Raw genomic sequence first — 15,798 nt, 5'->3', positions numbered from 1 at the left:
TCCCGTCCCGTCGGCCCGCGCCAGTACCCGTGGCCCGGCCGGCATTTCCGTACGACGCCACGGTGCGGGTCAGCCTGTGGGTCAGCGCCGCGCTGATCGGCGTGTTGTTCGGCTGGGGTGCCTGGCAGCGGCGCTGGATCGCCGACGACGGCCTGATCGTGTTGCGCACAGTACGAAACCTGTTGGCCGGCAACGGGCCGGTGTTCAATGCGGGCGAGCGGGTAGAGGCCAACACCTCGGTGGTGTGGACCTATGTGGTCTATGCGGGCAGCTGGCTGGCCGGGCCGATGCGCCTGGAGTATGTGGCGCTGGTGCTGGCGCTGGTGCTCAGTGTGGCGGGCGTGGTGCTGCTGATGCTGGGGACCGGGCGGCTGTATGCGCCCAGCCTGCTGGGCCGACGCGCGATCATGCTGCCAGCGGGCGCGCTCGTCTACATCGCCGTCCCTCCGGCGCGTGACTTCGCGACCTCCGGGCTGGAAAGCGGTTTGGCACTGGCCTATCTCGGGTTGCTCTGGTGGATGATGGTCTGCTGGTCGCAGGCGTTGCGGTCGCGTCCGTGCGGCCGGGTATTCATCGGTGCGCTGGCGTTTGTTGCGGGCTGCAGCGTGCTCGTCCGTCCCGAGCTGGCGCTGATCGGCGGGCTGGCGCTGATCATGATGCTGGTCGCCGCACGGGGCTGGCGGCAACGGACGCTGATCGTGGTGGCTGGCGGGCTGCTGCCGGTGGGCTACGAGATTTTCCGAATGGGCTACTACGGGTTGCTGTTTCCCGGCACCGCGCTGGCCAAGGACGCCGCCGGCGACAAGTGGCCGAAGGGCCTGCTGTATCTGTCGAATTTCAACCGGCCCTACGCCATGTGGGTGCCGGTGGTGTTGCTGCTGGCGCTGGGACTGGTGCTGCTGACCACCCGTGCCCGCCCCTGGTGGATACGGCACACGCCGCCGCCCGGCTACGGACGGTGGGCCCGCGCGGTCCAAAGTCCGGCAGCAGTAGTGGCTTTCATCGTGATCAGCGGCCTGCTGCAGGGGTTGTATTGGATCCGTCAGGGCGGCGACTTCATGCACGGCAGGGTCTTACTGGTGCCGCTGTTTTGTTTGCTGGCGCCGGTGGCCGTGGTGCCGGTGGTGTTTCCCGACGGCACCAGATTCTCGCGGGAGACCGGTTATTGGTTGGCGGGCGCGGTTGCCGCGCTGTGGCTGGCAGTGGCGGGCTGGTCGCTATGGGCGGCCAACTCGCCCGGCATGGGCGACGACGCCACCAGGGTCACCTACACGGGGATCGTCGACGAGCGCCGCTTCTACGCGCAGGCGACCGGACACGCTCATCCGCTGACCGCCGCCGACTATCTGGACTACCCGCGGATGCGCGCGGTGCTGGTGGCGCTCAACAACACCCCGGAGGGGTCGCTGTTGCTGCCGTCGGGCAATTACAACCAGTGGGATCTGGTTCCGGTGATCCCGCCGAAACAGCCGCCGGACCCGAACAAGCCCCAAAAGGGGCCGCACGCAGTGTTTTTCACCAACCTCGGCATGCTGGGAATGAACGTCGGCCTGGACATCAGGGTGCTCGACCAAATCGGATTGGCCAATCCGTTGGCCGCGCACACGGCGCGTCTGCAGCACGGCCGGATCGGGCATGACAAGAACCTGTTCCCGGACTGGGTGATCGCCGACGGTCCGTGGGTGAAGTGGTATCCCGGCGTTCCGGGTTACCTCGACGACAAGTGGGTCGCCCAAGCCGTGGCGGCGTTGCAGTGCCCGGCGACCCAGGCGGTGCTGAACTCGGTGCGCAGCCCGATGACACCGCACCGGTTCCTCTCAAACCTGCTGCATTCCTATGAATTCACCAAGTACCGTATCGACCGCGTTCCGCTTTATGAGTTGATCCGGTGCGGCCTGGAGATCCCCGAATCCAGCGGCACGCCTTACACCGGGTTGCCGGCCTCGGGGCCGTAGCGTCTGGGCCGCAGGGGTGAGCGTCCGAATAAATCGACGGAAAATTTTTCACCGCGGCGCCCGACACTCCAACGCCGTGACAGCCCTGTGCTGACAGCAACATGGAACCAGACTGCTTACCGGCGAGAAATCGGTCGTGAGCACATTCGCCGCGAGGCCTGCCCGCCGCCGACAGCAGCCGGCCGCAGCGAACCGTCACCCCCTCCAAAGGGGCGTTCGATGAGAGAGATCGCACCAAGATGTGGTTGACTACACGGGCACTGGTGCGCCCAGCCCGGGGACGATGCAAGCCGCAACGGAGCCGGGCACCTGGACGCAGCGCACGCAGTCCGACCCGAAAGATTGGGCCAACATAAGGATGGGAAAGCACGGATGAAGCTTGTTGACAGGTTTCGTGGCGCGGCGAAGGGGATGCCGCGCCGCCTCGCGTTAGGGGCAGCCGCAGCGGCCCTGGTGCCGGGGCTGATCGGCGTCGTCGGGGGTTCGGCGACCGCCGGGGCATTTTCCCGGCCAGGTCTGCCGGTCGAATACCTGCAGGTGCCGTCGGCGGCGATGGGCCGCGAGATCAAGGTGCAGTTCCAGAGCGGTGGCGCCAACTCGCCGGCGATCTACATGCTCGACGGTCTGCGCGCCCAGGACGACTTCAACGGCTGGGACATCAACACCCCCGCCTTCGAGTGGTACTACCAGTCCGGTCTGTCGATGGTCATGCCGGTCGGCGGCCAGTCCAGCTGGTACACCGACTGGTACAAGCCCGCCTGCGGTAAGGCCGGCTGCTCGACCTACAAGTGGGAGACCTTCCTGACCAGCGAGCTCCCGCAGTACCTGCAGGCCAACAAGCAGGTCAAGCCCAACGGCGGTGCCGCGGTAGGCCTGTCGATGGCCGGTGCGTCGGCGCTGAACCTGGCGAACTACCACCCCGACCAGTTCATCTACGCCGGCGCGATGTCCGGCCTGATGGACCCCTCGCAGGGGATGGGACCGTCGCTGATCAACCTGGCCATGGGCGACGCCGGCGGCTACAAGGCTGCCGACATGTGGGGCCCGAAGGAGGACCCGGCCTGGCAGCGCAACGACCCGCTGCTCAACGTCGGGAAGACGATCGCCAACAACACCCGCCTGTGGATCTACTGCGGTAACGGCAAGCCGTCGGAGCTCGGTGGCGACAACCTGCCGGCGAAGTTCCTGGAGGGCTTCGTGCGGACCAGCAACATCAAGTTCCAGGATGCCTACAACGCGGGCGGCGGTCATAACGCGGTGTTCAACTTCCCGGAGAGCGGCACGCACAGCTGGGAGTACTGGGGCGCGCAGTTGAACGCGATGAAGCCGGACCTGCAGCGGACGCTGGGCGCGGCGCCCGGCGGTGGCGGCGGCGAGGCTTCCGCAAGCAACGCGGCCGCGCAGAACAACCCGGCGAGCCAGACGACGCCGAACCCTCAGGGTAGCCAGGGCACCCCGGTCAGCCAGGGCACCCCGGCGGCTCCGGCCGCTCCGGCCAGCCCGGGCAGCCCGGCCAGCCAGGGCACCCCGGCTGCCGCGCAAAGCGGCCACTAGGCCGATGGTGGCGACCCGCAGCGCCCGGCTGTGCCGCGCTTGCGATCGCCACTAGACCACAAGCAACGACGACTGGCGGCGGCGACCTTCTACAGGTCGCCGCCGTTAGTCGTTTCCACCCATCCTGGCGCGTCCGGTGTGGTTCACTACCTTCCGGGACGGGGCTTTTCGGGGGAATGCGGATCGATACCGAGTGAGGTGGACATGAGGGGCGTCTCGTTGCTGCTGCGGGTGTTGTGCGCTGCTGTGCTCGCAGCCGGCTTAGGTGGTGTCAGCCGACCCGCCCACGCGGCTGGCTACGAGACCCTGATGGTGCCGTCGGCGGCGATGGGCCGCGACATCCCGGTGGCCTTCCTGGCCGGCGGCCCGCACGCGGTGTACCTGCTCGACCCGTTCGACGCCGGCCCGGATGTCAGCAACTGGGTCACCGCGGGCAACGCGATGAACACGCTGGGCGGTAAGGGCATCTCGGTGGCCGCGCCCGCGGGCGGTGCCTTCAGCATGTACACCAACTGGGAGCAGGACGGCAGCAAGCAGTGGGAGACGTTCCTGTCCAGCGAGCTGCCGGACTGGCTGGCCGCCAACAAGGGCCTGGCGCCCGGTGGCCACGCCGTCGTCGGCGCGTCGCAGGGCGGGTACGGGGCCATGGCGCTGGCCTGCTTCCACCCGGACCGGTTCGGCTTCGCGGGTTCGCTGTCGGGTTTCCTGTACCCGTCGAACACCACCGAGAACGGCGCCATCACCGCCGGTATGGCGCAGTTCGGCGGCGTCGACACCCAAGGCATGTGGGGCGCAGCGCAATTGGGCCGCTGGAAGTGGCACGACCCGTATGTGCACGCCGGGTTGCTGGCGGCCAACAACACCCGGGTGTGGGTGGTCAACCCCACCGGCGGCGCGAGCGACCCGGCGGCGATGATCGGCCAGGAGGCCGAGGCAACCGGGAGCGGCCACTTCTTCTACCAGCAGTACCGCAACGTCGGCGGCCACAACGGGCACTTCGAGTTCCCCGGCGGCGACAACGGCTGGGGGTCGTGGGGCCCGGAGCTGGGCGCGATGTCCGGCGACATCGTCGGCGCCATTCGCTAGCGATCGCCCGCGGGACCCGGTGCCGGGAACCGGTACCGTAAAGCAGGGTGCGACGGGCGCTGCACGGCACGCGATGTGCAAGACGCGACGTCGGGTGTGCAATGACCAACTCTGCTGGCAGGAGACATGGCTGTGAAGAAGGGCGCCAAATCGCGGCGCAGGCGGCACCGCATCCTGGCGCTGATCGCCGCCGGCGCAACGGCGCTCGTGGTGGCGCTGGTTCTGGTGTTCGTGGTGACATACCTGCGCAAACCGGAGACCCCGCCCAGCGCGGTGCCGCCCAGCATCGTGCCGCCGACCAGCAGCTCGGCCCGCCCGCACAAGCCGCGCCCGGCGTTCCAAGACGCCAGCTGCCCCGACGTGCAACTCGTCTCTATACCCGGCACCTGGGAGTCGTCGCTGCAGGACAACCCGCTCAACCCGGTCGAGTTTCCGAAAGCCTTGCTGCTCAACGTCACTCGGCCGATCAGCCAGCAGTTCGACGCCAGCCGGGTCGAGGTCTACACCGTTCCCTACACCGCGCAGTTCCACAATCCGCTCTCCGGCGACAACCAGATGTCGTACAACCAGAGCCGCAAAGAAGGCACCGAGGGCGCAGTCAAGGCGATCACGGACATGAACGCCAAGTGCCCGCTGACCAGCTATGTGCTGATCGGTTTCTCGCAGGGCGCGGTGATCGCCGGCGACATCGCCAGCGACATCGGCAACGGCCGCGGGCCGGTCGACGAGGACCTGGTGCTCGGTGTGACGCTGATCGCCGACGGCCGCCGCCAGGAAGGGGTGGGCCAGGACATCGGCCCCAACCCGCCGGGCCAGGGCGCCGAGATCACCCTGCACGAGGTGCCGGTGCTGTCGACCATGGGTTTGACCATGACCGGCAAGCGGCCCGGCGGATTCGGCGACCTCAACAACCGGACCAACGAGATCTGCGGCCAGGGCGACCTGATCTGCGCGGCGCCGCAGGAAGCGTTCAGCATCACCAACCTGCCCACCACGCTCGACACGCTCGCCGGCGGCGCCGGCCAACCCGTGCACGCGCTGTATGCCACCACCCAGTTCTGGAGTCTGGACGGGCAGTCGGCCACGGAGTGGACCCTCAATTGGGCCCGGGGTCTGATCGAAAACGCGCCGCATCCCAAGCACGGGTAACGGTTCCGTCAAGCCGCCCGCGGTGATTTGGTCCGCGGCGCACCGGCCCTTAACATTAAGAAAAAAATAAGAACGGCTGTGGTTGGCCCGCCGGGTCGATGCAGTGCCGGATGTTACGCGCCCTTCTGTACGATCTGTGAGGTTTAGGGTTCGCGACGAACGGCGCAGGCGAAAGATTCCGGCGTCCCGCCGACCGACCCGAGTCGGGCGCAGCCGTCCGCATAGCTCTAGAGATTTGACCTTCAGACATGTGGTGACAGGAGACAGTGGCAATGGCGTACCACAACCCGTTCGTCGTGAACGGAAAGATCAGGTTCCCGGAAAACGCTAACCTGGTCCGTCACGTCGAGCGGTGGGCGGCGGTGCGCGGCGACAAGCTCGCCTACCGGTTCCTGGACTTCTCGACCGAGCGCGACGGCATCGCGCGCGACATTTCCTGGGCCGAGTTCGGTGCGCGCAACCGGGCGATCGGCGCCCGTCTGCAGCAGGTCACCCAGCCGGGCGATCGGGTCGCCATCCTGTGCCCGCAGAACCTCGACTACCTGACCGGGTTTTTCGGCATCCTCTACTCCGGGCGGATCGCGGTCCCGTTGTTCGACCCGAGCGAGCCCGGCCACGTCGGTCGCCTGCACGCGGTGCTCGACGACTGCAGCCCGTCGGCGATCCTGACCACCAGCGACTCCGCCGAGGGGGTCCGCAAGTTCTTCCGCAGCCGCCCCGCCAAGGAGCGGCCGCGTGTCATCGCCGTCGACGCGGTCCCCAACGAAGTCGCCGCCACCTGGGAAATGCCCGTCGAGACTCCGGATACGATCGCCTACCTGCAATACACCTCGGGCTCGACGCGCACGCCGACCGGTGTGGAGATCACCGCGCTGAACCTGGCCCACAACGTCGTCCAGGTGCTCAACGCGTTCGAGGGCAAGGAGGGCGACCGCGGGGTCACCTGGCTGCCGTTCTTCCACGACATGGGCCTGATCGCGATCATGCTGTCGCCGGTGCTCGGCTATCACAACACGTTCATGACGCCGGCGGCGTTCGTGCGCCGGCCGATCCGCTGGATACGGGAGATGGCGCGCAAGCCCGGCGAGACCGGCGAGGTCTACTCGGTGGCGCCCAACTTCGCCTACGAGCATGCCGCGGTACGCGGCGTGCCCAAGGACGACGAGGAGCCGCTGGACCTGTCGAATGTGAAGGCGCTGCTCAACGGCAGTGAGCCGGTCTCGGTGGCGTCGATGCGCAAATTCCACGACGCGTTCCGTCCGTTCGGCTTGCGCGACACCGTGATGAAGCCGTGCTACGGGCTGGCCGAGGCGACGCTGTTCGTCTCGATCACCCCGATGTCCGAGGGTCCGACGGTGATCCACGTCGACCGTGAGGCGCTCAACAATCATCGGTTCGTCGAGGTGGCCCCGGATGCGCCCAACGCGGTCACCCAGGTGTCTGCCGGCCTGATCGGTGTCGACGAGTGGGCGGTCATCGTCGACGTCGAGTCGGCCTCCGAACTGCCCGACGGGCAGATCGGCGAGATCTGGCTGCACGGCACGAACATGGGGATGGGCTACTGGAACCGCGAAGAGGAGACGCAGGAGACCTTTAAGAACATCCTCAAGTCGCGGACCAGCCCGTCGCACGCCGAGGGTGCTCCCGACGACGGACTGTGGGTACGCACCGGCGACTACGGCACCTATTACAAGGGCCACCTCTACATCACCGGCCGGGTCAAGGATCTCGTCATCATCGACGGCCGCAATCACTACCCGCAGGACCTGGAGTACTCGGCGCAGGAGGCCAGCCGCGCGCTGCGCACCGGTTATGTGGCCGCGTTCTCGGTGCCCGCCAACCAGCTGCCGCGCGAGGTGTTCGACAACCCGCACGCCGGGCTGAAGTACGACCCCGACGACACCTCCGAACAGCTGGTGATCGTCGCCGAACGGGCGCCGGGCGCGCACAAGCTGGACTACCAGCCCATCGCCGACGACATCCGGGCGGCCATCGCCGTGCGGCACGGAGTCACCGTGCGCGACGTGCTGCTGGTGCAGGCCGGCTCGGTTCCGCGCACCTCCAGCGGCAAGATCGGCCGGCGCGCCTGTCGCACCGCCTACCTCGACGGCAGCCTGCGCAGCGGCACCGCTTCGCCCAACGCCTTCCCCGACCAGGTGGATTGAGCCGTATGACTGAAACAGACACCGACACGCAACCAGCGGACGGCGCCGTCAAGCCCGCCCGTACCGACATGACCGTCGCCGAGGTGCGCCAGTGGCTGCGCGAGTGGGTCGCCAAAGCCACCGGGCGGTCGCCCGACGCGGTCGACGAGGCCACCCCGTTGGTGGAGCTGGGCCTGTCGTCGCGCGACGCCGTCGCGATGGCCGCCGACATCGAGGACCGCACCGGCGTGACGGTGTCGATCGCGGCCGCTTTCGAGCATCCGACCATCGAATCGCTGGCGACCTGGATCGTCGAGGGTGACCCGGAGGACACTACCGCCGGCGACGACGACGTTGACTGGACGCGAAGCGGGCCCGTCGAACGGGTCGACATCGCCGTGGTGGGCCTGGCCACCCGCTTCCCCGGCGACATGAACACCCCGGAGGAGACCTGGCAGGCGCTGCTCGAGGGCCGCGACGGGATCACCGACTTGCCCGAGGGCCGCTGGTCGGAGTTCATGGAGGAGCCGCGGATTGCCGAGCGGGTCAAAAAAGCGCGCACCCGCGGGGGCTACCTCAAGGACATCAAGGGCTTCGATTCGGAGTTCTTCGCGCTCTCCAAGACCGAGGCCGACAACATCGATCCGCAGCAGCGGATGGCGCTCGAGCTGACCTGGGAGGCGCTCGAGCATGCCCGCATCCCGGCGTCGAGCCTGCGCGGTGAGGCCGTCGGCGTCTACATCGGCACCTCGGTCGCCGACTACAGCTTCCTGGCGATGTCGGACCCGACCGTCGCGCACCCGTATGCGATCACCGGCACCGCGAGTTCGATTGTCGCCAACCGCGTTTCGTACTTCTACGACTTTCACGGCCCGTCGGTGGCTGTCGACACCGCGTGCTCGAGCTCGCTGGTCGCCACGCACCAGGCGGTGCAGGCGCTGCGCAGCGGCGAGTGCGACGTGGCCGTCGCCGGCGGCGTCAACGCGCTGATCACCCCGGTGGTCACCCTCGGGTTCGACGAGATCGGCCAGGTGCTGGCGCCCGACGGCCGGATCAAGTCGTTCTCCTCCGACGCCGACGGCTACACCCGCTCCGAGGGCGGCGGCATGCTGGTGCTCAAGCGGGTCGACGACGCTCGCCGCGACGGCGACCAGATCCTGGCCGTGATCGCCGGCAGCGCCGTCAACCACGACGGCCGGTCCAACGGCCTGATCGCCCCCAACCCGGACGCCCAGGCCGACGTGCTGCGCCGGGCCTACAAGGACGCCGGCATCAACCCGCGCACCGTGGACTACATCGAGGCCCACGGCACCGGCACCGTGCTGGGCGACCCGATCGAAGCCCAGGCGCTGGGCCGCGTCGTCGGCCGCGGCCGGCCCGCCGACAAGCCGGCCCTGCTGGGCGCGATCAAGACCAACATCGGTCACCTGGAGTCGGCCGCCGGCGCGGCCAGCCTGGCCAAGATGGTGCTGGCGCTGCAGCACGACAAGCTGCCGCCGTCGATCAACTACGCCGGGCCCAATCCGTACATCGATTTCGACGGGGCACACCTGAAAGTGCTTGACACCGTGGCAGATTGGCCGCGCTACGGCGGTTACGCGGTGGCCGGGGTGTCCAGCTTCGGCTTCGGCGGCGCCAACGCGCATGTGGTGCTGCGCGAGGTATTGCCGCGCGACGTCGTCGAGCGGGAGCCGGAGCCCGTGGAGGAAGCGACGTCCACCGAGGAGCAGCCCGTCGAGCATGTGCGCTTCGACGAGTACGGCGAGTTCATCGGTGACAACGGCGCACCGGCCGTCGAAGAAGAACCCGAACTGCCCGGCCTCACCGAGGAAGCCAGGCGGCTCAAAGAGGCTGCGGCAGAAGAGCTCGCGGCATCCGAGCAGCAGGGCCCGCTGGTGCCGCTGGCGGTGTCGGCGTTTCTGACGTCCCGCAAGAAGGCCGCGGCCGCCGAGCTGGCCGACTGGATGGAAAGCCCGGAAGGGCGGGCGTCGTCGCTGGAGTCGATCGGCCGGTCGCTGTCGCGGCGCAACCACGGCCGTTCTCGCGCAGTGGTTTTGGCCCGCGACCACGACGAGGCCATCAAGGGCCTGCGCGCGATCGCCGAGGGCAAGCAGCGGCCCAACGTGTTTTCCGCCGACGGCCCGGTGACCAATGGGCCGGTGTGGGTGCTCGCCGGTTTCGGTGCACAACACCGCAAGATGGGCAAGAGCCTTTACCTGCGCGACCCGATCTTCGCGGAGTGGATCGACAAGATCGACGCCTTGATCCAAGACGAGCGCGGCGTCTCCATTCTCGAAATGATCCTCGACGATGCGGTGGACTACACCGGCGATACCGTCGAATATCCCATCGAGGCCGTCCAACTGGTGATCTTCGCAATCCAGATCGCGCTTGGCGAGGTGCTCAAAGCGCACGGCGCAAAGCCGGCCGCGGTGATAGGCCAGTCGCTGGGCGAGCCGGGGGCCGCCTACTTCGCCGGCGGGCTCTCGCTGCGCGACACCGTCCGTATCATCGTCCCGCGCGCCCGGCTGATGGGCGAGGGCGAGGCGATGCTGTTCGGTGAGTACATCCGCCTGATGGCGCTGGTGGAGTACTCCGCCGAGGAGATCAAGACGGTCTTCGCCGACTTCCCCGACCTGGAGGTGTGCGTCTACGCCGCACCGAACCAGACGGTCATCGGCGGTCCGCCCGAACAGGTCGACGCGATCATCGCCCGCTGTGAAGCCGAGGGGAAGTTCGCCCGTAAGTTCCAGACGAAGGGCCCCAGCCACACCGCGCAGATGGACCCGCTGCTGGGCGAGTTCACCGCGGAGCTGCAGGGCATCCACCCCATGCCGCTGGCCTGCGGCTACTTCTCCACCGTGCACGAGGGCACCTACATCCGGCCCGGGGGGGAGCCGATCCACGACGTGGACTACTGGAAGAAGGGGCTGCGCCATTCGGTGTACTTCACCCAGGGCGTCCGCAACGCCGTCGAGTCCGGGTACACCACGTTTTTGGAGCTGGCGCCCAACCCGGTGGCGCTGATGCAGGTTGGCTTGACCACCGCCGCCGCGGGATTGCCCGACGCGCAACTGATTTCGACGCTGGCCCGCAAGGTCGACGAAGTCGACGCGATGACCACGGCGATGGCGCAGTTGTTCGTCTACGGCCACGACCTCGACATGCGCACGTTGTTCACCCGTGCCGCCGGGCCGGAGGACTACGCCAACATCCCGCCGACCCGGTTCCGCCGCAAGGAGCACTGGCTCGACGCACACTTCTCCGGCGACGCGTCGGTGATGATGCCGGGCAACCACGTGGCGTTGCCCGACGGCCGGCACGTGTGGGAGTACGCGCCGCGCGGCGAGACCGACCTGGCCGCTCTGGTGAAAGCCGCTGCGGCTGCGGTGATTCCGGATGCGCAGCTGACGGCGTCCGAGCAGCGGGCGGTGCCCGCCGAGAACGCCCGGCTGGTGACGACGCTGACCCGCCATCCCGGCGGCGCCGCGGTTCAGGTGCATGCGCGCATCGACGAGTCGTTCACGTTGGTCTACGACGCGCTGGTGTCCCGGGGCGGGCAAGCGGCGGTGTTGCCGACGGCGGTCGGCGCCGGTGCCGCAGTGGCTGCACCCGTCACCGCAGCGCCAACCAACGGCGCACCTGCTGCCGAGGCTGCCGAAGCCGAACCGGATGCCGAGGTCCTGCATGACAGCTTGACCGCGCGCCAGACCGGCGACTTGCGCAAGTGGTCGCCGGATTCCGGCGAGACGGTGCACGACCGGCTGGCGACGATCGTGTCGATGGCGATGGGTTACGAACCCGAGGATCTGCCGTGGGAGGTCCCGCTGATCGAGCTCGGCCTGGATTCGCTGATGGCGGTGCGGATCAAGAACCGCGTCGAGTACGACTTCGACTTGCCGCCGATCCAGTTGCAGGCGGTCCGCGACGCCAACCTGTACAACATCGAGGAACTCATCAAGTACGCGATCGAGCACCGCGACGAGGTGCAGGAGCTGCACGAGCACCAGAAGACGCTGACCGCAGAGGAGATCGCCAAGGAGCAGGCGGCATTGCTGTCCGGCGCAACGCCGGCCAGCGTGACGCAGGCTCCCGATCCGCAAGCGGAGCCGGAAACCCAAGCGGCGCCGCCGGTTTCCGATGTGCCGGTCCCGCCGCCGCCCACCGACCCCGCTGGCCCGTCGGCGCAGCCCAACCTGGCGGGGGCCGCGGCCGCGCTCAACCAGCAGGCGGTCGCGGAGGCGCTGGGTTCCGACGTGCCGCCGCGTGATGCCGCCGAGCGGGTCACGTTCGCCACCTGGGCGATCGTCACCGGAAAGTCGCCGGGTGGCATCTTCAACCCGTTGCCGACGCTCGACGACGACGCGGCCGCCAAGATGGCCCAACGGCTTTCCGAGCGCGCCGAGGGCCCGATCAGCGCCGAGGACGTCAAGTCCGCGCAGACCATCGAGGAGCTCGCCACCACGGTGCGCGAGTACCTGGAGGCAGGCCAGATCGACGGCTTCGTGCGCATCCTGCGGGCCCGGCCGGAAGGCTCCGCCAAGGTCCCGGTGTTCGTGTTCCACGCCGCCGGCGGGTCGACGGTGGTCTACGAGCCGCTGCTGAAGCGGCTGCCGGCCGACACGCCGATGTACGGATTCGAGCGCGTCGAGGGCACCATCGAGGAGCGGGCCGCGCAGTACGTGCCCAAACTCCTTGAACTGCAAGGCAATGGGCCCTTTGTGCTGGCCGGATGGTCGCTGGGTGGGGCGCTGGCCTACGCCTGCGCGATCGGCCTGCGGCAGCAGGGCGCCGACGTGCCGTTCGTCGGGTTGATCGACGCGGTGCGCCCGGGCGAGGAGATCCCGCAGACCAAGGAGGAGACCCGCAAGCGCTGGGAGCGTTACGCCCGCTTCGCCGAGCGCACCTTCAACGTGCAGATCCCTGAAATCCCTTACGAGCAGCTGGAAGAACTCGACGACGAGGGCCAGGTGCGCTTTGTCCTCGAGGCGGTCAAACAGAGCGGCGTGCAGATTCCGGGCGGCATCATCGAGCACCAGCGCACGTCGTATCTGGACCAGCGGGCCATCGACACCGCCCAGATCCAGCCCTACGACGGGCATGTCACGCTCTACATGGCCGACCGCTATCACGACGACGCGATCATGTTCGAGCCGCGCTACGCCACCCGTAAACCCGACGGCGGGTGGGGCGAGTACGTTTCGGACCTCGAGGTGGTGCCGGTGGGCGGTGAACACATCCAGGTGATCGACGAGCCGATCATCGCCAAGGTCGGCGCACATATGACCCAGGTGCTCAACAGGATCGAAGCTGAGGAGAAGGCGCGCAAGTGACCACCAAGACGACCGCCGAACTGCTGGCCGAACTCCGGGAAAAGCTGGAGCTGGCCAAGGAACCCGGCGATCCGAAGGCAATCGCCAGGCGCGACAAGAAGGGCCTCCCGAGCGCCCGCTCCCGCGTCTATGAACTGTTGGATCCGGGCAGCTTCCTCGAGACCGGCGCGCTGGCCCGCACTCCGGGCGATCCCAACGCGCCCTACAGCGACGGCGTGGTCACCGGCCGCGGGACCATCAACGGCCGGCCGGTCGGGGTCTTCTCCCACGACCAGACCGTGTTTGGCGGCTCGGTCGGTGAGATGTTTGGGCGCAAGGTCGCCGACCTGATGGAGTGGTGCGCGATGGTGGCCTGCCCGATCATCGGCATCAACGACTCCGGCGGCGCCCGCATCCAGGACGCGGTGACCTCGCTGGCGTGGTACGCCGAACTGGGCCGGCGCCACGAGGCGCTGTCCGGGTTGGTGCCGCAGATCTCCATCATCCTCGGCAAATGCGCTGGGGGAGCGGTGTATTCGCCAATCCAGGACGACCTGCTGGTCGCGGTGCGCGACCAGGGCTACTTCTTTGTCACCGGACCGGACGTGATCCAGGAAGTCACCGGCGAAGAGGTCAGCCTCGACGAACTCGGCGGCGCCGACGCCCAGGCCCGCTACGGCAACATCCACCAGGTCGTCGACTCCGAGGCGGCGGCGTTCCAGTACGTGCGCGACTTCCTGTCGTTCCTGCCGTCGAACTGCTTCGACAAGCCGCCGATCGTCAACCCCGGTCTGGAGCCGGAGATCACCCCGACCGACCTGGAACTCGACTCGATCGTGCCGGACTCGGACAACATGGCCTACGACATGCACGAGATCCTGCTGCGGATCTTCGACGACGGCGACTTCCTCGACGTCGCCGCGCAGGCCGGGCCGGCGATCATCACCGGGTTCGCCCGGGTCGACGGGCGCCCGGTCGGCGTGGTGGCCAACCAGCCGATGCACCTGTCGGGCTCGATCGACAACGAGGCCTCCGACAAGGCGGCGCGGTTCATCCGCTTCTGCGACGCGTTCGACGTGCCGCTGGTGTTCGTCGTCGACACGCCCGGATTCCTGCCCGGCGCCGAGCAGGAGAAGAACGGCATCATCAAGCGCGGCGGGCGGTTCCTGTACGCCGTCGTGGAAGCCGACGTGCCGAAGGTGACGATCACGGTCCGCAAGTCCTACGGCGGCGCCTACGCGGTCATGGGCTCGCGGCAGCTGACCGCCGACTTTAACTACGCGTGGCCCACCGCGCGCATCGCGGTGATCGGCGCCGAGGGCGCCGCGCAACTGTTGATGAAGCGGTTCCCCGACCCACACACGCCCGAGGCGCAGGCGATCAAGAAGTCCTTCATCGACAACTACAACCTCAACATGGCGATCCCGTGGATCGCCGCCGAGCGCGGGTTCATCGACGCGGTCATCGAACCGCACGACACCCGGCTGCTGCTGCGCAAGTCGCTGCACCTGCTGCGCGACAAGCAGATCTACCGGCGGGTGGGCCGTAAGCACGGCCTGATCCCGGTCTAACCGCGAGCCAGCCAGTCGGCAAGAGCATCGCCGACGGCAGTGGCGCCCATCGCGTTAGGGTGAAGTGGCTCAGCAGGATTGACGGGCACAAACCCCTCGACGTAGCGGTCGGCCGGTGGGGCGCACATGTCGTGACCGACCGACAGCGGCCGGGTGTCGAAGTAGTCGATGCCCTTGTCCGCCGCGACCTGCTCCTGCCGGTCGTCGAGCTCGTTGACCTTAGCCTCGAAATAGTCGGCATCCTGCGGCAGCACCGGCTGTTCGGGGAAACAACCGCCGGGCCGGATGTAGGCCGGATAGCCCACGAGCACAATCCGCGCCCGCGGCGCCGTGGCCCGCACGGCGTCGAGCATCGCCGCCCACACCGGGACATGCGCGGTGATGGCCGCCGAGATGCTGTCGACGCCGCCGCTGACGAATTTGTCTACGCAGGGCGGTGCATCCAACGACGCGGCCCGGCAGTGGGCCGCTTGACCGGCCAGCCCGACGTCGTTGCCACCGATGGTGATGGTGATCAGGGTGGTATCAGCGCCGATCGCTTCGATCTGCGGCGGCACCGGGCCGCTGGAGGTCGGCTGCGACCGGCCGACAACGTCTTGGGTGGTTGCGCCGCTGCAGGTTACGTCGATGAAGCTGGTTGGTCTGATACGCCGGGTGAGCACCGAGGGATAGTCGTTGGTCGACCTCTGGCACCCGGGCGGCCCCGCGGGTTCGGGGACGCCGGGCGCGGCGGCCACGGAGTCGCCCATCGCGACGTAGTTGCGCTGTTGAGGCGGCTGGGCTTCAGTGGACGGCGGGACGCTGCACGCGACCGCCAATCCACCGAACAACACCGTAAGAGTGGCCAGCCTCCAGCTCGACCTCACTGCTGCTCGTCGGAATCCTCGGACTCTTCCTGCACCTTCTTGCCCGTCGCGGTGGACTCTTTGAGCTCCTGCTTGGCCTGTTTGGCCTCGTCGGCAAGCTCGTCGACGGTTTCGTCGCCTTCTTCAGCACGCATGACGTCCAAAGTACCCATCATCGGCCG

9 protein-coding genes are annotated in these 15,798 nt (G+C 68.1%); 7 read left to right on the top strand and 2 right to left on the bottom strand.

Annotated features, from left to right (window positions below):
• The first annotated feature begins 29 nt into the window (after positions 1-29).
• The 7 genes from aftB to AWB95_RS20210 all read left to right on the top strand — a co-directional run bounded on the left by aftB (position 30) and on the right by AWB95_RS20210 (position 14,771).
• Positions 30-1,955, top strand: a complete 1,926-nt coding sequence (gene aftB / locus AWB95_RS20240) for a terminal beta-(1->2)-arabinofuranosyltransferase (RefSeq protein ID WP_232315763.1) — start codon at positions 30-32, stop codon at positions 1,953-1,955.
• Between the two features lie 372 nt (positions 1,956-2,327).
• On the top strand, positions 2,328-3,509 hold the full coding sequence (locus AWB95_RS20235) for an esterase family protein (protein ID WP_085168561.1): 1,182 nt from the start codon (positions 2,328-2,330) through the stop codon (positions 3,507-3,509).
• A 204-nt stretch (positions 3,510-3,713) separates the two neighbouring features.
• Complete coding sequence (locus AWB95_RS20230) at positions 3,714-4,595, top strand: esterase family protein (protein ID WP_085168560.1); 882 nt, start codon at positions 3,714-3,716, stop codon at positions 4,593-4,595.
• Between the two features lie 126 nt (positions 4,596-4,721).
• Complete coding sequence (gene culp6 / locus AWB95_RS20225) at positions 4,722-5,744, top strand: carboxylesterase Culp6 (protein ID WP_062541165.1); 1,023 nt, start codon at positions 4,722-4,724, stop codon at positions 5,742-5,744.
• 272 nt (positions 5,745-6,016) lie between these two features.
• A complete protein-coding gene (gene fadD32, locus AWB95_RS20220) occupies positions 6,017-7,909 on the top strand; it encodes a long-chain-fatty-acid--AMP ligase FadD32 (RefSeq protein WP_085168559.1) in 1,893 nt (630 codons plus the stop codon).
• A 5-nt stretch (positions 7,910-7,914) separates the two neighbouring features.
• Positions 7,915-13,221, top strand: a complete 5,307-nt coding sequence (gene pks13 / locus AWB95_RS20215; RefSeq protein WP_085168558.1) for a polyketide synthase Pks13 — start codon at positions 7,915-7,917, stop codon at positions 13,219-13,221.
• Positions 13,218-14,771, top strand: a complete 1,554-nt coding sequence (locus tag AWB95_RS20210) for an acyl-CoA carboxylase subunit beta (protein WP_062539466.1) — start codon at positions 13,218-13,220, stop codon at positions 14,769-14,771. Before pks13 ends, AWB95_RS20210 begins: the two co-directional genes overlap by 4 nt.
• Here the strand turns inward: AWB95_RS20210 and AWB95_RS20205 are convergent.
• On the bottom strand, positions 14,768-15,637 hold the full coding sequence (locus AWB95_RS20205; RefSeq protein WP_139818527.1) for an SGNH/GDSL hydrolase family protein: 870 nt from the start codon (positions 15,635-15,637) through the stop codon (positions 14,768-14,770). The genes AWB95_RS20210 and AWB95_RS20205 overlap by 4 nt on opposite strands.
• Positions 15,634-15,771, bottom strand: a complete 138-nt coding sequence (locus tag AWB95_RS23375) for a hypothetical protein (protein WP_157011455.1) — start codon at positions 15,769-15,771, stop codon at positions 15,634-15,636. The genes AWB95_RS20205 and AWB95_RS23375 overlap by 4 nt, the downstream gene beginning before the upstream one ends.
• Positions 15,772-15,798 lie beyond the last annotated feature (27 nt).

Origin of the sequence: Mycobacterium celatum, assembly GCF_002101595.1 — a bacterium.
Lineage (GTDB): Bacteria > Actinomycetota > Actinomycetes > Mycobacteriales > Mycobacteriaceae > Mycobacterium > Mycobacterium celatum.
Note: the sequence above shows the minus strand (reverse complement) of the source record. Positions and strands in the feature narration are given on the sequence as shown.

Coding starts and splice junctions, on each gene's coding strand:
- culp6 (WP_062541165.1), top strand. CDS start 4,722: ATGGCTGTGAAGAAGGGCGCCAAATCGCGGCGCAGGCGGCACCGCATC.
- pks13 (WP_085168558.1), top strand. CDS start 7,915: ATGACTGAAACAGACACCGACACGCAACCAGCGGACGGCGCCGTCAAG.
- AWB95_RS20230 (WP_085168560.1), top strand. CDS start 3,714: ATGAGGGGCGTCTCGTTGCTGCTGCGGGTGTTGTGCGCTGCTGTGCTC.
- fadD32 (WP_085168559.1), top strand. CDS start 6,017: ATGGCGTACCACAACCCGTTCGTCGTGAACGGAAAGATCAGGTTCCCG.
- AWB95_RS20235 (WP_085168561.1), top strand. CDS start 2,328: ATGAAGCTTGTTGACAGGTTTCGTGGCGCGGCGAAGGGGATGCCGCGC.
- AWB95_RS23375 (WP_157011455.1), bottom strand. CDS start 15,771: ATGCGTGCTGAAGAAGGCGACGAAACCGTCGACGAGCTTGCCGACGAG.